We start from the raw sequence: 19,731 nt of genomic DNA, 5'->3' as shown, positions 1-19,731 counted from the left end.
CCTATGCCCGCCCCTACCAGTCAGAGACAGAACGCCGGGCCGCGTTCCCACAGTGGCTGCACACCTACAATCACCACCGCGGACACACCGCGCTCGCAGGCAAACCACCCGCCAGCCGCGTCCCCAACCTCACAGGGCAATACATCTAGGTCGTGTCCGTAAAGTCTCGCCTGGCCCGCGACGCCCTGCACGCGCCCTCGCTGCGTTGCCGAAATGCCCAAGTAGCTCCGCTACGAGGGCATCCCGGCGCCTTGCGATCGCACGCACCGGACGCCGCGGGCCCCGCCCTTCGGGCGGACGGCGATACTTTCCGGACACTCCCGAGGGAGTCTCCCTCGATGCCCCCAGGGGGTTCTGGGTTCTGGACCAGCTTCTGGGGTCTAGACCAGCGGCTTCACCGACATCAGCAGATGGCGGTGGGTCTCGCCCGCCCCGTCCGTGATCAGCGCGCGCTGGCCCGGGCCGAGGAGGCGGAAGGTCACCGCATCGCAGTCGAAGGAGCCGAGCGCGTCCAGGAGATAACCGGGATTGAAGGCGACCGTCATCGCCTCCGCGCCCTCCAGCGCCGCCGCGAGCCGCTGCGAGGCCACGTCGTCCTCGTACCCCGCCTGGAGCTGGACGGCCGCCCCGCCGAAGGTGAGCTGGACCGAACTGTCGCCTTCCGCCACCACGGCGACCCGCTTCACCGCCTCGACCAGCGGGACCCGGTCCGTCACGGCGACCGCGTGATCCCCCAGGGCGAAGAGCTTGTCGTGCCGGGGAAGGCGCCCGTCGAGCAGCCGGGTCGTCGTCCGGGTCCCCGTCTCCTCGCTCTCGAAGCCGAGGGAACCACCGTCCAGCGCCAGCCGGACCGGCCCCGCGCCGGAGAGCGACCGGGCGATCTCGGTCAGCCGGCGGGCCGGCACCACGACATCGGTCTCCTCGGCCGGCTCGGCGCCGTCCTCCGGCTTCCACTCCAGCGTGCGGACCGCGTAGCGGTAGCGGTCGGTCGCGGCCAGAGTCATCGTCGTACCGTCGAGCGCAAGCCGTATCCCGGTCAGGACCGGCAGCGAGTCGTCCCGGCCGGCCGCCACCGCCACCTGCCCGACCGCCGCCGCGAACGCCGTCGAGTCCACCACACCCCGGAAAGCGGGCAGACCGGGCTGCGCCGGGTAGTCGTCCAGCGGCAGCAGGGAGAGCCCGAAGCGCGCGTCCCCGCCCGTCACCGAGAGGCGCGCCCCCTCGACCGCGCACTCCACCACGCCCCGGGGCAGCACCTTGCAGATGTCGAGCAGCCGCCGCCCCAGCACGAGCGCCCGGCCCTCCCGCACCGTGTCCGCCTCGACCTCGATGCGCGCCGACGCCTCGTGGTCGAGACCGGAGACGCGCAGCCGGCCGTCCCTCGCTTCCAGGAGCAGCCCGCCGAGCACCGGCACGGGCGACCGGGCGGGCAGCACGCGGGCGGCCCAGGCCACAGCGTCGGTCAACTCATCGCTGTCGATACGGAATTCCATGCCGCCGACGCTAGCGGCACCCACTGACAACGTCGCCGGGAAGAACCGCGTGCCGGGAAGAACCGCGCGGCCATGATCGTTCCTGCGGGGAAACGCCGAGCGCCCGCCCTTCCGCTGTCGCGGAGGGCGGGCGCGCTCGTTCTCCCAGGCCCCGAGGGGCCGGTCGGGAGGGTCAGGCGACGTTCTTGATCGCGGAGATGTCGAAGTTCAGCTTCACCTTGTCGCTGACCATGACACCGCCGGTCTCCAGCGCCGCGTTCCAGGTCAGGCCCCAGTCGGACCGCAGGATCTCGGCCGAGCCCTCGAAGCCGACGCGCTCGTTGCCGTAGACGTCGGTGGCCGTGCCGTTGAACTCCAGGTCGATGGAGAGCGGCCGGGTGACGTCCTTGATCGTGAGGTCGCCGGTGACCCGGTAGGTGTCGCCGCCCAGCTGCGCGGCCTCCGTGGAGCGGAAGGTCATCAGCGGGAACTGCTCGGCGTCGAAGAAGTCGCCGCTGCGCAGGTGGCCGTCGCGGTCGGCGATGCCGGTGTCGATGGAGGCGATCCGGACGTCGATCGAGGCGGTGGAGGCGCCCGGGTTCGAGCCGTCCAGCGCCAGCGTGCCCTCGTGCTCGGCGAACGTGCCGCGGACGTTGGTGACCATGGCGTGACGGACGGTGAAGCCGATGCTGCTGTGGGCCGGGTCGATGGTGTACTCGCCGGTCAGCGCGGCCAGGGCCGGGTCGACGGGGAGGGTGGCGACGGCGGTGCCCGCGGTGTCGTTCTTGCGGCCGAAGATGCCCATGACGTGCTCCTTGGGGGACGAGACGCGGAGGTGCGCTTCTGAAGTTTGTTGAACCTTCAACGAGAACGACGATAACTCCATTCCGTTCAACTTTCAACATCTATCCACGGATGTTCACCCGGAAGGCGCCGACGCCCTCTGGCGGACGCGCGTAGAGCTGCGGCACCATCTCCTTGCTCGATCAGCACGCCTCGCTCCACCTGCACAGCCGTCCCATCCGACACGGTCATCAGCAGGAGGCATCCCCCGATGAAGGTCCGCTCCGTTCTCACCGCCCTCGCCCTCGTCCTCGGCGCGCTCTTCGCCCCGGGCGTCGGCGTCCTCACCGGCGCCACCGACGCCCACGCGGTCACCAAGATCAGCCACGCCACCGCGACATCGATGTTCCGCGACTCCGGGATCACCTGGTCGTCGTCCGGCGGCTGCTCCGACCGGAACAACCCGACCTGTACGTCCTTCGAGCAGCTCAACCTGGCCACCGCGAAGGGCGCCCAGACCCTCAAGAGCGCCAGCGGCTGCGCCCTCAACATCACGGGCGGCACCGAGACCGGCCACGCCGGCGGCACGTACTCGCACTGGAACGGCTACAAGCTCGACTACAGCAAGTACACGTGCGTCGGGAGCTACATCAAGAACACCTTCACCTACATCGGCCTGCGCGGCGACGGCGCCCCGCAGTGGAAGTCCGGCTCCGGCAACATCTACGCCGACGAGGGCAACCACTGGGACGTGACGTACTACAACTGCGGCGGCTGCTGACCGGATCACCGCCCCGCGTCAGCCAAGGCACCCTCTTCGGACCTCACTTGGACTAACCGAAGAGGGTTCTTGGACTGGTGGGGCCCCCGGGGCGCCATCTCGTTGACGGTGCCGCGCGCCAGGGGCCAACTAGTGGCCATGCCCCTCCCCAAGTCGCGAAGAATCCGTGCGGCCTGCGCGCTCGCCGCCGCCTCATCCGCCGTGTTCGCCCTGGCCGGACCGGCCGGACCCGCCCTCGCCGAAGAGGGCGGCGCCGTGGCCGCCACCGCGCTCATCGGCTCCGACCAGCTCTCCGTCGCCGTCGCCGAGGACTTCCCGCGCGTCGTCTCGTACACCGACCGCGCGACCGGCGCCCGCCTCCTCGGCAGTACGGCCCCGGTGACGCGGATCGTCCTCAACGGCACCGCGTACGGCGTGCAGGCCAAGGGCGCCCCCGTCCTGTCCGCCACCGCGGCCGCGTACACCCTGACCTTCCCCGAGCTGCCGGGTGTCGAGATCGACGCCACCCTGAGCGTCAGCGGCCGGGCCACCACCTTCAAGGTCACCGCCGTCCGCGACACCGAGACCTTCCGGGTCGGGACGCTCGACATACCCGGCCACGACCTCGTCTCCGTCGGTTCGGCGGACGGCGGCGCCGGGACCGCGTTCACCCGCCTCGACTCCGACTCCACCCGGACCGCCGACGTCTTCGCCACGATCACCGACGCCACCCCGGCGGAGGCCACGGCGACCGGAGCGAGCTACGCGATCGTCCACACCGGCTCCCTCGCCGCCGCCGTCGAGTCCAACTCCTCCTACGACAAGCCCTCCGGGGCGAGCGCCCGCGACGGCGCCCGCTTCTGGCACCAGGCGCGCAAGAACGGCACCGAGACCCGCGTCGGCGTCTGGTCCGGCCAGTGGACCTACCGCGGCGCCGGCGCCCCGCGGCCCGAGAGCGGGCAGAACCTCCCCTGGGCCAAGGTCGTCGTCACCCCCGACGCCAACGCCGACGGCAGGACCGACTGGCAGGACGGCGCCCTCGCCTTCCGCACCATCGGGATCAAGGCCCCGGGCGCCGAGCAGACCCCCGGCCGGGTGATCGCCCACATCCCCTTCAACTTCGCCAGCAACGCCACCCACCCCTTCCTGCGCACCCTCGACGACGTCAAGCGCGTCTCGCTCGCCACCGACGGCCTCGGCCAGTTCGCCCTGCTCAAGGGGTACGGCTCCGAGGGCCACGACTCCGCCCACCCCGACTACGGCGGCAACTACAACAAGCGCGCCGGCGGCCTCGACGACCTCAACACCCTGCTCAGGGAAGGCAAGAAGTGGGGGGCCGGCTTCGGCGTCCACGTCAACGCCACCGAGTCGTACCCCGAGGCGAAGAACTTCAGCGAGACCCTCGTCGACAAGACCAGGCCCGGCTGGAACTGGCTCAACCAGAGCTACTACATCGACCAGCGCCGGGACATCAACAGCGGCGACCTCGCCCGCCGCTTCCAGCAGCTGAGGGACGAGACCGACCCCAACCTGTCGATGCTCTACATCGACGTCTACTACACCCACGGCTGGATCGCCGACAAGACGATGCAGGCCGTGCAGGCCCAGGGGTGGAACGTCGCCACCGAGTGGTCCGAGAAGTTCGAGCGCGCCTCGCTCTGGTCCCACTGGGCCAACGACCTCGACTACGGCGGCGCCACCAACAAGGGTCTCAACTCCCAGATCATCCGCTTCATCCGCAACGGCGAGAAGGACGTCTGGAACAACCACCCGGTCCTCGGACAGACCGCCCTCGAGGACTTCGAGGGCTGGACCGGCGAGACCGACTGGAACCACTTCTACGCCAACATCTGGCAGAAGAACCTGCCCGCCAAGTACCTCCAGCAGCAGAAGATCACCCGCTGGAACGGCAACGACATCACCTTCACGGCCGGGGTCCGCGGGACCGTCGAGAACGGCCGCCGCACCTTCTACGACAACGGCCGCAAGGTCCTCGACGGCGAGAACTACCTGCTCCCCTGGGATGCCGGAAAGAAGCTCTACCACTACAACAGGTCCGGCGGCAGGACCAGTTGGGCGGTCCCCGGCACCGGCTCGTACTCCGTGTACCGACTCACCGACAACGGCCGGGTGAAGACCGGGACCGTACGGCCCACCGGCGGCAGGATCACCCTGGACGCCGTCGCCGGACAGCCCTACGTCCTCTACCCCGACCGCGCCCCCGAGCCGCGCGACCCGCGCTGGGGCGAAGGCACCCCGGTCAAGGACCCCGGCTTCAACGACGGCCGGCTCGCCGCCTGGTCCACGGCCGGCACGGTCGCCCGTGACACCGACGGCCAGGGCCGCAACAGCGCGAAGCTCACCGGCTCCGCCGCCGCGTCCGTGCACCAGCAGATCACCGGACTGACCCCCGGCGCGCGGTACACCGCCTCCGCGCTGATCGAGGTCGAGGCCGGCAGGACCCGCCCGACCACCCTCTCCGTCGGCGGCAGGTCCGTCACCGTCGAGCGCTCCTCGCTGGAGGACCGGGTCGCCGCATCCGACTGGAACGGAACCCGCCTCCAGCGCGCCAAGGTGAACTTCACCGCGCCCGCCGGCGGCACCACCACCCTGAAGATCGAGGCGGCGGCGGGCAGCACCGCCACCGTCCGGATCGACGACGTCCGGATCGTCGCCAACGCCCCCACCGCCAAGGCCGGCACAGCCGTGTACGAGGACTTCGAGGCCGTCGACCAGGGCTGGGGCCCCTTCCTCAAGGGCGACTCCGGCGGGACGACCGACCCGCGCACCCACATCGCCCAGCTCCACTCCCCGTACACCCAGGCCGGCTGGAACGGGAAACCGATCGACGACGTCATCGGCGGTGCCGAGTCGCTGAAGTCGCACGACGAGAACAGCGGCCTGGTCTACCGGACCGCGCCCTGGACCGTCCCGATGAAGGACGGGCACAGCTACCGCGTGGAGTACGACTACCAGTCCAGCCACGCCGGCGCCTACGAGTGGGTCACCGGCTACGACCGTACGAACGCAGCCGCGGGGTCCGTGGAGACCCGGCGCACGCCGATCGGACAGCAGCGGACCACCGGTCACTTCTCCCAGACCGTGACCGCGGGCTGCGGCGACACCTGGACCGGACTGCGCAAGCGCGGTGACGCGCCCGACGGCGCCGACTTCGTCCTCGACTCCTTCACCGTCACCGACCTGGGACCGGCCGCCGAGAAGGCCGCCTGCGGCACACTCTCCGTCACCGCCCCCGACACCCTGGAGCCCGGCCGGCCGAACACCGTCACGGCCACCTTCACCAACGACGAGACGAGCGCGGTCAGCGGGGCCCGGGCGGCGCTCACCCTCCCCGCGGGCTGGACCGCCGAGCCGGCCGCCCCCGTCGCCCTCGACACGGTCGCGGCCGGAGCCAGGGCCACCGCCACCTGGACGGTGACACCCCCGGTGGACGCGGCCTACCAGGCGTACCCGCTCGGCTCCACCGTCACGTACAGCGTCGGGGGAGAGGCCAGGAAGCTGACCGCCGCCACCTCGGTCCGTACGCTGCCCCCGCCGCCCACCACCGACAGCTGGGCGAGCGACCTGGACTGGACCTCGGCCGCCAACGGCTGGGGACCCGTCGAGCGCGACCTCTCCAACGGCGAGACGGGCACCGGCGACGGCGGCCCCCTGAGGATCGGGGGAGTGACGTACACGAAGGGTCTGGGGACCCACGCCCCGGCCAAGGTCCGTTACTACCTGGGCGGGAGGTGCACCTCTCTCACCGCCGAGGTCGGCGTGGACGATGTCCAGGCCACGCGCGGCACGGTCCAGTTCAGCGTCCTCGCCGACGGTACGGAGAAGGTGAAGTCGCCGGTCCTGAAGGCGACGGACGCGGCCTGGTCGCTGACCGCCGACGTCACCGGGGCCTCCTACGTCGAGCTCGTGGCCGGTGACGGCGGCGACGGCAACGGCAACGATCACGCGGACTGGGGGAACGCACGGTTCCACTGCGGTAGCTGATCGGGCGGGACCGGACGGGAGTTGACGGAAAGCGCTTGTGCCGGATGCGTGCCGTGCTCATTGATTGCGTCCGGAAGCGGGTGCTACACCGGGCGCCAACCGGTCTACACCTCTTCCCCCGGGAGGCTCCTGTGCCCCTTCCCGTCTGGTCCCGCCGTACCTTCCTCGCCGCAGCCACGGCCACGGCCACCGCCGCGACCCTCGGGCTCCCCGCTCCCGCCCACGCGGCGGAGCCCGTGGCCCCATCCCCATCCGCGGAGGAGTTCGAGGCGCTCCGGCTGCGCTGGCTCGACATCCAGCTCGGCGCCGGCTTCGACGCCGGCGCCGAGCCGTACGCCTCCCGTCTCGCCGAGACCGGCGACCTCGCCCGCGCCTTCCGGGCCTCGATGGCCCCCACCGACACCTCCCTCTGGCCCGGGTACACCTTCGACCCGCCCGCCGGCATCACCCAGAGCTACGGCCGCCTGTGGACGATGACCCAGGCGTACGCACAGCCCGGCACCGGCCTCACCGGCGACCCGTCCCTGCTCGCCGACATCCTGCGCGGCCTCGACCACCTCTCCGCGAAGATCTACAAGCCCACCACCGTCCGCTACGGCAACTGGTGGGAGTGGCAGATCGGCAGCCCCCGTCTCCTCATGGACATCGTCGCCGCGCTCCACCCGCACCTCGGCACCGAGCGGATCGCCGCCACCTGCGCCGCCGTCGACCACTTCATCCCCGACGCGATGCTCAGGAACTACAGCGGCACCTCCACCGGCGCCAACCGCGTCGACCTCTGCCGCTCCGTCGCCCTGCGCGGCATCCTCGGCGCGAACCCCGCCAAGGTCGCCCTCGCCCGCGACGCCCTCTCGCCCGTCTTCCCGTACGTGACCAAGGGCGACGGCCTCTACGCCGACGGCTCGTTCGTCCAGCACACCTGGGTCGCCTACTCCGGCACGTACGGACAGGTCATGCTCGACGGCCTCGGGCGTCTCTTCACCCTGCTCGCCGGCTCCACCTGGGCCGTGACCGACCCGAACCGGCAGATCATCCTCGACAGCGTCGAGAACGCCTACGCGCCCCTGATCTACGACGGGTTGATGATGGACAGCGTCAACGGCCGCGCCATCAGCCGCGGTTACCTCAAGAACGACGAGCGGCAGATCATGCGCTCCGACCACTTCCACGGCCAGGGGATCATCGCCGCCGTCGCCCTCCTCGCGGGCGGCGCGAGCGCGGCCGAGCGCGACCGCTGGCACGCGCGCCTGAAGGGGTGGATCGAACGGGACACCGTCTCCCCGATCCTCTCCGCCCGCCAGTTCGGCGTCGCCGACCTCGCCCGGCTGCACGCCGTCGCCGCCGCGCCCGTACCGGCCGCCCCCGAGCCGACCGGGCACCGGCTCTTCGCCTCCATGGACCGGGCCGTCCACCGCCGCCCCGGCTGGGCCGCCAACCTCTCGATGTCCTCGGAGCGCATCTCCTCCTACGAGTGCGGCAACGGCGAGAACCCGCGCGGCTGGCACACCGGCGCCGGAATGCTCTACTGGTGGACCCCCGACCAGGGCGGCCAGTACACCGACTGGTTCTGGCCCACCGTCGACCCCTACCGGCTGCCCGGCACCACGGTCTCCACCAAGCGGCTCGCGGACCGGGCCGGCGGCGAGTGGGGAGCGCACCGGCCGGCCGTCCGCTGGGTGGGCGGAGCCACCGACGGCGAGTTCGCCGCCGTGGGCCAGCACATCAAGGGCCTGGGCTCCACCCTGGAGGCCCGCAAGTCCTGGTTCTGCGCCGCCGACACGGTCATCTGCCTCGGCGCCGGGATCACCGCCAGCGACGGCGTCCCCGTCGAGACCGTCGTCGACAACCGCTGCCTCGGCGGGAACGGGACGAACGCGTTCACCACGGGGGAGCGCTGGGCCCACCTGGAGGGTCACGGCGGCTGGATCCTGCCCGGCGGCACGGCGGACCTCCGCACCCTGCGCGAGGACCGGACCGGCGCCTGGAGCGACATCAACACCACCAGCTCCACCGAGCGCCGCACCCGCACCTATCGGACGCTCTGGCTCGACCACGGCACGGACCCGGTCGGGGCCTCCTACGCCTATCTGCTGATGCCGGGCGCCTCCCGCCGCACCCTGGCCGCCCGCGCCGCCGACGAGGACTGGCTGCGGATTCTCGACAACAACGCCGACCGGCAGGCCGTCGCCGTCCCGTCCCTCGGGCTGACGGCCGCCAACCTCTGGCGGGCCGGTACGGTGGGGGCCCTGACGGTCACGGCCCCGGCGAGCGTGCTCGTACGGCGCCGGCGGTCCGTCCTCGACCTGCGGGTCAGCGAGCCGCCGCGCACCGGACAGCCGCTGGAGCTCGTCTGGGACCGGCCGGTCCGCCGGGTGATCTCCCACGATCCCTCGGTGGAGGTGCTGGCGACGGGCCGCCCCCTGCGCCTGCGGATCACACCGGGAACGGCGGGAGCCACACACCGCTGCCAGGTGGCTATGTGAGAACCCCACAAAAGCAAGGGGTGTCCCGCTGTTGACTCGATACCCCCGAATGGCGGTTCTGTCTTACTCCACCAGGAATCGACGCGGGAGACTGTACGGAGTCAACGGCGGGATTTGCTCGGTCGGCTTCGTAGGGTCGGTACATGACCGTTGTGGACCAGATCCCGAGCGAGCCGACTGACGCGCGTGGCCGAGTGGCCGAGCTGCACGCCCTGCGCGAGGAGGCGCGGCGCGGCCCCAGTGACCGTGCGACCGAGGCGCAGCACGCCAAGGGCAAGCTGACCGCTCGCGAGCGGATCGAGCTGCTGCTCGACCCTGGTTCCTTCAACGAGGTCGAGCAGCTGCGCCGGCACCGCGCCCAGGGCTTCGGCCTGGAGGCGAAGAAGCCGTACACCGACGGTGTCGTCACCGGCTGGGGCACGGTCGAGGGCCGGACGGTCTTCGTCTACGCCCACGACTTCCGGATCTTCGGCGGCGCCCTGGGTGAGGCCCACGCGACCAAGATCCACAAGATCATGGACATGGCCATCGCCGCCGGCGCGCCCCTGGTCTCCCTGAACGACGGCGCCGGCGCCCGGATCCAGGAGGGTGTCTCCGCCCTCGCCGGCTACGGCGGCATCTTCCAGCGCAACACCCGCGCCTCGGGTGTCATCCCGCAGATCAGCGTGATGCTCGGCCCCTGCGCCGGCGGCGCGGCCTACAGCCCCGCCCTCACCGACTTCGTCTTCATGGTCCGCGAGACCTCGCAGATGTTCATCACGGGACCGGACGTCGTCAAGGCGGTCACCGGCGAGGAGATCAGCCAGAACGGCCTGGGCGGCGCGGACGTCCACGCCGAGACCTCCGGCGTCGCGCACTTCGCGTACGACGACGAGGAGACCTGCATCGCCGAGGTGCGCTACCTCCTGTCGATGCTCCCGCAGAACAACCGCGAGAACCCGCCGAACGTCGCCTCCGAGGACCCGGCGGACCGCCGCTCGGACGTCCTGCTCGACCTGGTGCCGGCCGACGGAAACCGCCCGTACGACATGCACAAGGTGATCGAGGAGCTCGTCGACGACGGCGACTACCTGGAGATCCACGAGCGCTGGGCCCGCAACATCATCTGCGCGCTGGCCCGCCTGGACGGCCAGGTCGTCGGTATCGTCGCCAACCAGCCGCAGTCCCTGGCGGGGGTCCTGGACATCGAGGCCTCGGAAAAGGCTGCCCGTTTCGTCCAGATGTGCGATGCTTTCAATATTCCCATCGTCACTCTTCTGGACGTACCCGGCTTCCTGCCGGGCGTCGACCAGGAGCACGGTGGAATCATCCGGCACGGCGCGAAGCTGCTGTACGCGTACTGCAACGCGACCGTGCCCCGGATCTCACTGATCCTGCGCAAGGCGTACGGCGGCGCGTACATCGTCATGGACTCCCAGTCCATCGGCGCCGACCTGACGTACGCCTGGCCCACCAACGAAATCGCGGTGATGGGCGCCGAAGGTGCCGCCAACGTCATCTTCCGCAAGCAGATCGCCGAGGCCGAGGACTCCGACGCCATGCGAGCCCGCATGGTCAAGGAGTACAAGGCCGAGCTGATGCACCCCTACTACGCGGCGGAGCGCGGACTGGTCGACGACGTGATCGACCCCGCAGAGACGCGGGAGGTCCTCATCCGGTCCCTCGCCATGCTCCGCACCAAGCACGCCGACCTGCCGTCCCGCAAGCACGGCAACCCGCCTCAGTAAGAGGAGCCCACACAAGTGACCACGCCTGCCACAGCCAACCTTCTCCGTGTCGAGAAGGGCCACGCCGACCCCGAGGAGCTGGCCGCCATCACCGCGGTCCTGCTCGCCCGCGCCGCCGCCCAGCCCGCGGACGACTCGGCCAGGTCCGCCCACGGCCGCTCCACGGCCGGCTGGCGCCGCCTGGAGCGCCAGTCGGGCTTCCGCCCCTCCCACTCCTGGCAGGGCTGACCCAGCACCGCACCGAAGGCCCCCGGCTCACACCGAGCCGGGGGTCTTCGGCTTGCCGCCCGGCCGCGGGCCGCCAAGCCCGGACCGGGACGTGGACCCGTACGCCGGCACACGAAAAGGCCCGCCGCACCGGAACGGTGGGGCGGGCCCTCGCGTACGGGCAGTCCGTCGGAGTGTCCTACCGCAGGCGGGCCATCAGGGCGTGCTCGACCAGGGTGATGAGCGCGCTCTTGGCGTCCGCGCGGTGGCGGGCGTCGGTGGTGATGATCGGGGTGTCGGGACCGATCTGCAGCGCCTCGCGGACCTCCTCCGGGTTGTACGGCTGGTGGCCGTCGAAACCGTTGAGCGCGATGACGAAGGGCAGGCCGCTGTTCTCGAAGTAGTCGACCGCGGGGAAGCAGTCGGCGAGACGGCGGGTGTCCACGAGCACGACGGCGCCGATGGCGCCGCGGACCAGGTCGTCCCACATGAACCAGAAGCGGTCCTGACCGGGCGTACCGAAGAGGTACAGGATCAGGTCCTGGTCCAGGGTGATACGGCCGAAGTCCATCGCGACAGTCGTCGTCGTCTTGTCGCCGGTGTGCGTGAGGTCGTCGATGCCCGCGCTCGCAGACGTCATGACGGCCTCGGTACGCAGCGGGTTGATCTCAGAGACGGCGCCGACGAACGTGGTCTTGCCCACGCCGAAACCACCCGCCACCACGATCTTCGCGCTGGTGGTTGAACGGGCCGCGCCGCCGCTAGAGCTTGCGAAGTCCACTGAGCACCCTTTCGAGCAGTGTCACGTCTGGCTGACCGCCGGCGGCCTCGTCGCCGCCGGGCTGGTGGATGGCGACAAGTCCGGCCTCCGCCAGGTCGGCGACGAGAATCCGGGCAACGCCGAGGGGAATGGAGAGAAGTGCCGAGATCTCGGCCACCGACTTGATCTCGAAGCACAGTCGGCAGATCCGCTGGTGCTCGGGCAACTGCCCCTGCAGCCGGGCCGGATCGGCCGTCGTACTGACCAGCGCCTCGATGGCGAGCTGGTAACGCGGCCGGGTCCGGCCGCCGGTCATCGCGTACGGGCGCACCAGCGGGTTGTGTGTGCCGGAACCACCGGAACCACCGGAACCAGCCGACGCACGTGAAACGCGCGGTGCGGCCACCGGCGCCGGCTGCTGGGCCTGCGGCTGCTGGTAGGGCTGCTGCATAGCCTGCCTGCTCGGAGCGGAGGGAAAGTTGAACCGGTTCTGCGTGGTGTCGCCGTGCGGCTGCTGTCCGTCAAAACCGTTGTAGGGGCGTCCGCCCGGGGGTGTTCCCACGTCTCCTCCTCCGACTGCCTCGCGGTCCATGTCCCTGTGGAGCCGCGCCACCGCACCTTACGGTGCGGTGGCGTGTAACGCACTGTCTGTCTGTTAGTTGAGAAGACTTCCCTGAAGTTCCGCCCGCAGGTCGGGAGTCAGAACGCTGCCCGCCCGGTCGACGAGAAGAGCCATCTCGTAACCCACCAGACCGATGTCGGCCTCCGGGTGCGCGAGTACGGCCAGCGAGGAGCCGTCCGAGATCGACATGATGAAGAGGAAGCCGCGCTCCATCTCCACGACGGTCTGGTTGACCGCACCGCCCTCGAAGATCCGGGACGCGCCCGCGGTCAGCGAGGTCAGTCCGGAGGCGACGGCCGCCAGCTGGTCGGCTCGGTCCCGGGGGAAACCCTCGGACATCGCCAGCAGGAGTCCGTCGGCGGAGACCACCACCGTGTGCGACACCCCGGGGGTGTTGTCCACGAAGTTGGTGATCAACCAGTTCAGATTCTGCGCCGCCTGGCTCATGCTCACACTAACGCTCCTGGTTGTAGGTACTGCCCGGGCCGAGGCCCGATCCGTTCGTGTCCGTTCCCGCGGTGCGTCCCTGCTGGACACCGCGGCGCAGGTTGCTCAACCTGCCCCGCACGTCCTCAGGGGCGCGAGAGACCTGGGGGCCGCCCTGCGGGGTCTGCTCCGCCGTTCCCTCGACCAGATTGGCCTTCGGGACCCGCCGCGGAAGACCGGAGGGGGTGACCCCGCCCGCCTTCGGCTCGCGGAGCTTCTCGGCCCGCTGCCAGCGCCCGTCGTTGGTCGAGCGCCAGTCGTCGGAACCACCGGCTTCGTTCTGCGCCGGCACCGGCTGCTGCACCGACTGCGGCGCGGCCTGCTGTGCGGGCCGCGGGGCCTGCGAGGAGGTGCCGCCACGGCGCGGCAGACCGGCGTCGGTCAGCGCGTGGCCGGCGTCCGGGACGGAGTTCTGCGTGGAACCCGGACGGTCGAAGCCTACGCGCTCGGAAGCCGGTTCGGGAGCCACCGGAGCAGATTCCGCTTCGGCTCCGTACTGCTGCTCGAAACCGCCCTGGTACGCACCCTGGTCAGCCCACTCACCCTGGTGGCCCTGGGGCTCGTACGCCTGGTCGTACTGCGCCTGGCCGTTGTCCTGGCCCTGGTAGGCGGGTTCCGCATAGTTGGCCTCGGCATACCCGCCGACAGGCTGGCCGTAGCCGTCGTAGCTCTGCTGCGGGTAGGCGTAACCGTCGTGCTGCGGAGCCTGCGAGCCGTAGTCCGGCGCGTACTCCTGTGCGTACTCCTGCCGCTGTTCCTGCTGGACGTACTGCTGCTGTGACGAGTCGACCTCGTCCCGGAACAGCGGACGCTCCTCGCCCTGTGCCTGCGCCTCCAGGGCGGCACGGCGCTCCTCGCGCATCAGCGAGCGGTTCACCGGGTCGAGCTGACGGTCCTCGCCGGGCTGCTCGTAGCGGGAGTCGTCGAAGCCGAGCTCCGCCGCGGTGCGCATCGGCTGCTGCACGGGCTCGAAGGAGTGCTGCTGCTGTTGCGGGATGATCTGCGAGACGGTGAAGTCGTCCTCGGGCAGCGACTCGCCACCACCACCGTGGGTGATCGCGTCCGGGAGCATGACCAGAGAGGTCGTGCCGGCCTGCTCGCCCGAGGGGCGCAGCTGGACCCGGATGCCGTGGCGGTCGGCGAGCCGGCCGACCACGAACAGGCCCATGCGCTGCGAGACGGCGGCGTCCACCGTCGGCGGGTTGGCCAGCTTGTGGTTGATGTCCGCGAAGTCCTCGGCGGTCAGACCGATGCCCTTGTCGTGGATCTCGACCATCACACGGCCGTCGGGCAGCCGGGTCGCGGTGACGCGGACCTTGGTCTGCGGGGAGGAGAACGTGGTGGCGTTCTCCAGGAGCTCGGCGAGCAGGTGCACGAGGTCGGTCACGGCCTGGCCGTGGATCTCGGCCTCCGGGACACCGGCCAGCTCGATGCGCTCGTACTGCTCCACCTCGGAGGAGGCGGCGCGCATCACGTCGACCAGCGGGACCGGCTGGTCCCAGCGGCGGCCCGGCTCCTCGCCGGCGAGGACCAGGAGGTTCTCACCGTTGCGGCGCATACGGGTGGCCAGGTGGTCCAGCTTGAAGAGGTTCTCCAGCTGGTCCGGGTCGGCCTCGTTGTTCTCCAGGTCGGTGATGAGGGTCAGCTGGCCCTCGATCAGCGACTGGTTGCGGCGCGAGAGGTTGGTGAAGATCGCGTTGACGTTGCCCCGGAGCATGGCCTGCTCGGCGGCGAGCCGGACGGCCTCGCGGTGGACCTGGTCGAAGGCGCGGGCGACCTCGCCGATCTCGTCCTGGGAGTCGATCGGGATGGGCTGCACCCGGGTGTCGACCCGGCCGGGCTCGGTACGGGAGAGCTGGTCGACCAGCATCGGCAGACGCTGCTCGGCGACGGCGAAGGCGGCGGTGCGCAGCTCACGCATCGAGCGGCTCATCTGGCGGGCCATCATCCCGGCCAGGATGAAGGCGGCGAGCAGCGCGATGACGACGATGCCACCGTTGAGGTAGGCGTCCGTCTGGGCGTCCGAGGAGATCTCGGCGGCCTCCGTCACGGCCTTGTCGACGAGCTCCTTCTCGACCTCGGTGTAGCCGTCGAACTTGCCGGTGGCCACGGCCATCCAGGTCTCGGCGGTGATGCCCTTCTGCTTCAGCGCGGCGATCGCGTCGGCGTCCTCGGCCGAGCCGATCTCCTTGGCCATGCCGGTGAAGACCGAGCCGTCGGGGCCCTTGGGCAGCTCGATGCCGGCCGCTTCCATCTTCTTGGCGCCTTCGGCCGCCTTGCCCGCCATGACCTGCTTCAGCCGGTCGACGTCGGCCTGGGTGCCGCCGGAGTTGTACTCGCCGAGGGCGATCTGCTCCAGGTAGTTGTACGAGTTGAACGCCACCGACTGCTGGGCGAAGACCGCGTCCTTCTGGCTGGGCCGTACCAGCAGCTGGGTACCGATCGAGCGCTGCAGCGACTCGGCCGCCTTGGCGAGCTGGATGGCGTAGACCGTACGGCCGTAGCTGGTGATGTTGCCCGTGCCGAGCCCGAGCTCGTTGGAGAACTCCATCAGGTAGTGCTGGACGCCGGTGTACCCGAGCTGGGTGTTCACGGGGTCCAGGGCCTGGGTGTACGCGGCCAGGCGGAGCTTCTCGAGCTTGGGCTCCTCGTCCTGGAACAGCCTCAGGCGGCGCTCCAGGCCCTCGCCCTCCGGCATGTCCTTGATGGCCTCGTCGAACTTGGTCGCGGCGGCGTCGGTGACGGCGTACGCCTGCGTCACCTCGTCGCTCTTGCGGTCCGCGGCGGACCGGGCCGTGAGCAGCGGAGCTGCGGTGAGGTCGCGCTCGTTGAGCAGGGCCTGGCTGTACTCCGAGGCGGCGCGGATGATCAGCGCCGTCTTCTCGGCGTTCTGGGCCTCCTGCCAGGTGTCGATCGACCCCTTCACCTGGAAGCCGCCCATGACCAGGCCGACCAGCACGGGTATGAGGAGGATCGCGTTCAGCCTGGTGGGCACGCGCCAGTTGCGCGGGGACAGCTTGCTCTGGCTGCCCTTGCCGCTCCCGGTCCGGGGCGTCGCGGGTGCCTCCACGGGCGACGCCACGGTACGCGCAGGCGGCGTGAAGTTGCCTCGCGCCTGCTGTTCCGCGGAGCTTTCCTTGCTTCGCCTCACTCGACCAACAACCTCTCGGCGTCGGCACCTACGTTGTGCCGGTGTTTCGTTCAGGGCCGTACTACTCGGGAGTTCATGAATTGCAGCACGTGAAGGCGGTCGCATCCAAACAGCGGTAAGCGGCCGCTTTCAGTGATCCAACCCTGAGATAAAACGGGCATAAAGAACGAGCCCCGTCAAAAGGCGGGGCTCATGTGAGCGCAGTGGTACCGATCGGATGCGTCGGGTGTCCATCACGGCGCAATTCTCATTCGAAACGTTATGAACACGGGGGCGGACCGTGTCAAACGACACAGGCCGCCCCCGCGGAGGCGTACGACAACTTCCCTGGACTTCCGCCTACTTGAGCCGGGCCATCAGGGCGTGCTCGACCAGGGTGATGAGCGCGCTCTTGGCGTCCGCGCGGTGGCGGGCGTCGGTGGTGATGATCGGGGTGCCAGGACCGATCTGCAGGGCCTCGCGCACCTCCTCCGGGTTGTACGGCTGGTGGCCCTCGAAGCCGTTGAGCGCGATGACGAAGGGCAGGCCGCTGTTCTCGAAGTAGTCGACCGCGGGGAAGCAGTCGGCGAGACGGCGGGTGTCCACGAGCACGACGGCGCCGATGGCGCCGCGGACCAGGTCGTCCCACATGAACCAGAAGCGGTCCTGACCGGGCGTACCGAAGAGGTACAGGATCAGGTCCTGGTCCAGGGTGATACGGCCGAAGTCCATCGCCACCGTCGTGGTGGTCTTGTCCCCGGTGTGGGTCAGGTCGTCGATACCGGCCGAGGCCGAGGTCATGACGGCCTCGGTACGCAGCGGGTTGATCTCCGAGACGGCGCCGACGAACGTGGTCTTGCCCACGCCGAAACCACCCGCCACCACGATCTTCGCGCTGGTGGTCGACCGGCCCTGAGAACCGGTGTCGCCGCTAGATCTTGCGAAGTCCACTGAGCACCCTTTCGAGCAGTGTCACGTCCGGCGTGCCGCCGGCCTCTCCGTTGCCCGGCTGGTGGATCGCCACCATGCCCGCCTCCGCCAGGTCGGCGACCAGGATCCGGGCGACGCCGAGCGGCATCGACAGCAGGGCCGAGACCTCGGCCACCGACTTGACCTCACGGCACAGGTGGCAGATCCGCTGGTGCTCGGGGAGCAGACTGGCGAGATGCGCCGGGTCGGCCGTCGTGCTGACCAGCGCCTCGATGGCGAGCTGGTAACGCGGCCGGGTCCGGCCGCCGGTCATCGCGTACGGACGTACCAGCGGCTGGTCGCCCTCATATCCGTACGACTCGTCGAGTGAGGAGCCGTACGGATCGTGAGAGGCGGGGGGCGGGGTCATGAATCCTCCGGGCGTGACGGCAAAAGGTCATCTGCCGTCTGATGGGGCCGGTGGGGGGCCGGATGGGGCGGCCGAACGGTGTGTGATCCAGGGAGGCACGGAGGGGCGTGCCTCCCTGTCGGTACGGGTCTAGTGCAGCAGGCTTCCCTGGAGCTCGGCACGGAGGTCCGGGGTGAGGACGCTGCCGGCCCGGTCGACCAGCAGCGTCATCTCGTAGCCCACGAGGCCGATGTCGCACTCCGGGTGCGCGAGCACGGCCAGCGAGGAACCGTCCGAGACGGACATCAGGAAGAGGAACCCGCGCTCCATCTCCACGACGGTCTGGGCGACGGGTCCGCCCTCGAAGATCCGGGAGGCGCCCGCGGTCAGCGAGGTCAGTCCGGATGCGACCGCCGCCAACTGGTCGGCGCGGTCGCGGGGGAACCCTTCCGACATGGCCAACAGCAGGCCGTCGGCGGAGACCACCACCGTGTGCGACACCCCAGGGGTGTTGTCCACGAAGTTGGTGATCAACCAGTTCAGATTCTGCGCCGCCTGGCTCATCGCGCTCAACTAACGCTCCTGCTGGTGGGTCGGGCCGAGGTGGTGGGTACCCGTGGTCGAGTTGCCCGCCTGGCGGCCCTGTTGGATACCGCGGCGCAGATTGGTGAGCCGGCCGCGGACGTCATCGGGTGCACGCGAGACCTGGGGGCCGGCCGTGTGGGCCTGCTCCTGTGCGGTCCCGGGTACGAGGTTGGCGCGCGGCACCCGCCGCGGCAGCCCGGAGGTGGTGATACCGCCGGCCGCGGGCTTGCGCACCCGCTCGGCCTGGCGCACCAGCTCGTCATTGGGGGAGGTCCGCCAGGAGGCGGGCCCGGTCGCCTGCTGACCGCCGTCGCCGCCGCCCTGCGGCGCGGGGCGCCGCGGGGCCTGGGAAGCGGGCGGCTGGGGCAGGGCCGGCGTCTGCATCGTCTGCTCGACGTCCGGGACCCGGCCGTTCTCCTGCTGACCCTGACCCTGGTCCGGACCCTGCGCCTGACCGTGGAACCAGTTGGTCTCCAGCGTGTCGTACAGCGGGGTACGGCCGTCGCCGGAGCCGCTCGCCGGAGGCAGGGCCTCGGGCTGGCGGGGCTGCTGCGGCCGGGACTGCGCCTGCGGCTGCTGCGGCAGGTTGCCGGCCGGGCGCGGCGCACCGTAGTCGCCGCCGCCGCGCTGGCGCGGGGCCGGAGCCTGCGGGTTCTGCTGCTGCGGGGCCTGCGGCTGGTAGCCCTGGGGTGCCTGCTGCGGCTGCCCGAAGTCGGGCCGCGCGAACTGGGCGGTGGACGCCGGGTCCTGCGGCGCGGGCTGGTAGACCTGCGGGGCCTGCTGCGGCTGACCGAAGTCCTGGCGCGGGAACTGACCCGTGGAGCCGGGACCCTGAGGAGCGGTCGGCCGGGCGTACTGGCCCGTCGACTCCGGCTCCTCGTGGCCGCGCGGGGCGTCCAGCGCCGTCATCTCCTGCTGCGGGCCGCGGGCCGGCTGCGCCTGCTCGTTGCCCCAGCTGGTGGCCTGCGGACGCTGCTGCTGCGGGTTCCCGCCGGGCAGTTCGGCGCGGGGGAAACCGTTCTGTCCGGGCCGGCTGCCCTGCGGGTTCTGTCCCTGCGGGTTCTGGCCCTGGCCGCCCTGGTTCTGGCCGCCCTGACCCCGGCTGCCCTGACCCTGGCCGCCCTGGTTGCCCTGTCCGCCCCAGACGTCCGTACGGGACGGGATGGCGCTCTGTGCGCCGCCGAACCCGCCGGCACCGAGCCCCGGACGCTGCGGCTCCTGCGAGACCTGCGGCATCTGCGCGGTCTGCGGGGACTGCTGCTGGGCGTGCTGCGGCTGCGGAGCCTGGCCCTGGCCCTGACCCTGCGGTGCGCCCTGCGGACCGTTCGGGCGCGAAGCGCCGTCCCGGCCGGGCAGCGCGGCCCGCGGACCGCTGCCCGCACCGACCTGGCCG

Annotated in this window: 14 protein-coding genes and 2 pseudogenes; 6 read left to right on the top strand and 10 right to left on the bottom strand. The window is 70.8% G+C overall.

The window, feature by feature from the left end; all coding sequences use genetic code 11:
- A pseudogene (locus J7E93_RS19470) lies at positions 1 to 149 on the top strand (integrase core domain-containing protein); the annotation flags it as partial.
- Positions 150 to 380: 231 nt separating this feature from the next.
- Here J7E93_RS19470 and dnaN read toward each other — a convergent pair.
- Entirely contained in the window at positions 381 to 1,493 is a 1,113-nt protein-coding gene (gene dnaN / locus J7E93_RS19465; RefSeq protein ID WP_215071177.1) for a DNA polymerase III subunit beta, read from the bottom strand.
- A gap of 172 nt (positions 1,494 to 1,665) precedes the next feature.
- Positions 1,666 to 2,277, bottom strand: coding sequence for a YceI family protein (locus J7E93_RS19460; RefSeq protein WP_215071176.1), 612 nt, complete (start codon positions 2,275 to 2,277; stop codon positions 1,666 to 1,668).
- A 249-nt stretch (positions 2,278 to 2,526) separates the two neighbouring features.
- Between J7E93_RS19460 and J7E93_RS19455 the strand changes: the two genes are divergently transcribed.
- The 5 genes from J7E93_RS19455 to J7E93_RS19435 all read left to right on the top strand — a co-directional run bounded on the left by J7E93_RS19455 (position 2,527) and on the right by J7E93_RS19435 (position 11,458).
- Positions 2,527 to 3,036, top strand: a complete 510-nt coding sequence (locus J7E93_RS19455; RefSeq protein WP_215071175.1) for a hypothetical protein — start codon at positions 2,527 to 2,529, stop codon at positions 3,034 to 3,036.
- 138 nt (positions 3,037 to 3,174) lie between these two features.
- Positions 3,175 to 7,020 (top strand): endo-alpha-N-acetylgalactosaminidase family protein, encoded by a 3,846-nt coding sequence (locus tag J7E93_RS19450; protein ID WP_215071174.1) that lies wholly within the window; start codon positions 3,175 to 3,177, stop codon positions 7,018 to 7,020.
- A 131-nt stretch (positions 7,021 to 7,151) separates the two neighbouring features.
- A complete protein-coding gene (locus J7E93_RS19445) occupies positions 7,152 to 9,503 on the top strand; it encodes a polysaccharide lyase 8 family protein (RefSeq protein ID WP_215071173.1) in 2,352 nt (783 codons plus the stop codon).
- Positions 9,504 to 9,646: 143 nt separating this feature from the next.
- On the top strand, positions 9,647 to 11,230 hold the full coding sequence (locus tag J7E93_RS19440) for an acyl-CoA carboxylase subunit beta (RefSeq protein WP_215071172.1): 1,584 nt from the start codon (positions 9,647 to 9,649) through the stop codon (positions 11,228 to 11,230).
- A gap of 15 nt (positions 11,231 to 11,245) precedes the next feature.
- Complete coding sequence (locus tag J7E93_RS19435) at positions 11,246 to 11,458, top strand: acyl-CoA carboxylase subunit epsilon (protein WP_215071171.1); 213 nt, start codon at positions 11,246 to 11,248, stop codon at positions 11,456 to 11,458.
- A 178-nt stretch (positions 11,459 to 11,636) separates the two neighbouring features.
- Here J7E93_RS19435 and J7E93_RS19430 read toward each other — a convergent pair whose 3' ends face one another.
- The 8 genes and pseudogenes from J7E93_RS19430 to J7E93_RS19395 all read right to left on the bottom strand — a co-directional run.
- On the bottom strand, positions 11,637 to 12,218 hold the full coding sequence (locus J7E93_RS19430) for an ATP/GTP-binding protein (RefSeq protein ID WP_050791473.1): 582 nt from the start codon (positions 12,216 to 12,218) through the stop codon (positions 11,637 to 11,639).
- Positions 12,199 to 12,759, bottom strand: a complete 561-nt coding sequence (locus tag J7E93_RS19425; protein WP_215071170.1) for a DUF742 domain-containing protein — start codon at positions 12,757 to 12,759, stop codon at positions 12,199 to 12,201. The genes J7E93_RS19430 and J7E93_RS19425 overlap by 20 nt, the downstream gene beginning before the upstream one ends.
- 93 nt (positions 12,760 to 12,852) lie before the next feature.
- Positions 12,853 to 13,266 carry a roadblock/LC7 domain-containing protein gene (locus J7E93_RS19420; RefSeq protein WP_005311461.1) on the bottom strand — a complete coding sequence of 138 codons (414 nt, stop codon included), beginning with the start codon at positions 13,264 to 13,266 and terminating at the stop codon, positions 12,853 to 12,855.
- A gap of 7 nt (positions 13,267 to 13,273) precedes the next feature.
- Positions 13,274 to 16,456 carry a nitrate- and nitrite sensing domain-containing protein gene (locus J7E93_RS19415; RefSeq protein WP_215071169.1) on the bottom strand — a complete coding sequence of 1,061 codons (3,183 nt, stop codon included), beginning with the start codon at positions 16,454 to 16,456 and terminating at the stop codon, positions 13,274 to 13,276.
- A 339-nt stretch (positions 16,457 to 16,795) separates the two neighbouring features.
- A complete protein-coding gene (locus tag J7E93_RS19410; RefSeq protein WP_215071168.1) occupies positions 16,796 to 17,386 on the bottom strand; it encodes an ATP/GTP-binding protein in 591 nt (196 codons plus the stop codon).
- The gene (locus tag J7E93_RS19405) at positions 17,367 to 17,774 is read right to left on the bottom strand and encodes a DUF742 domain-containing protein (RefSeq protein WP_215071167.1); all 408 of its coding nucleotides are present in this window, start codon (positions 17,772 to 17,774) and stop codon (positions 17,367 to 17,369) included. Before J7E93_RS19405 ends, J7E93_RS19410 begins: the two co-directional genes overlap by 20 nt.
- 129 nt (positions 17,775 to 17,903) lie before the next feature.
- A complete protein-coding gene (locus J7E93_RS19400) occupies positions 17,904 to 18,317 on the bottom strand; it encodes a roadblock/LC7 domain-containing protein (protein WP_030325548.1) in 414 nt (137 codons plus the stop codon).
- Between the two features lie 9 nt (positions 18,318 to 18,326).
- Positions 18,327 to 19,731, bottom strand: a pseudogene (locus tag J7E93_RS19395) (histidine kinase); the annotation flags it as partial.

Origin of the sequence: Streptomyces sp. ISL-36 (assembly GCF_018614205.1) — a bacterium.
In the GTDB taxonomy this organism is placed as follows: Bacteria; Actinomycetota; Actinomycetes; order Streptomycetales; family Streptomycetaceae; genus Streptomyces.
The sequence above is the reverse complement of the archived record's forward strand: the minus strand, read 5'-3'. Positions and strand labels throughout refer to the sequence as shown.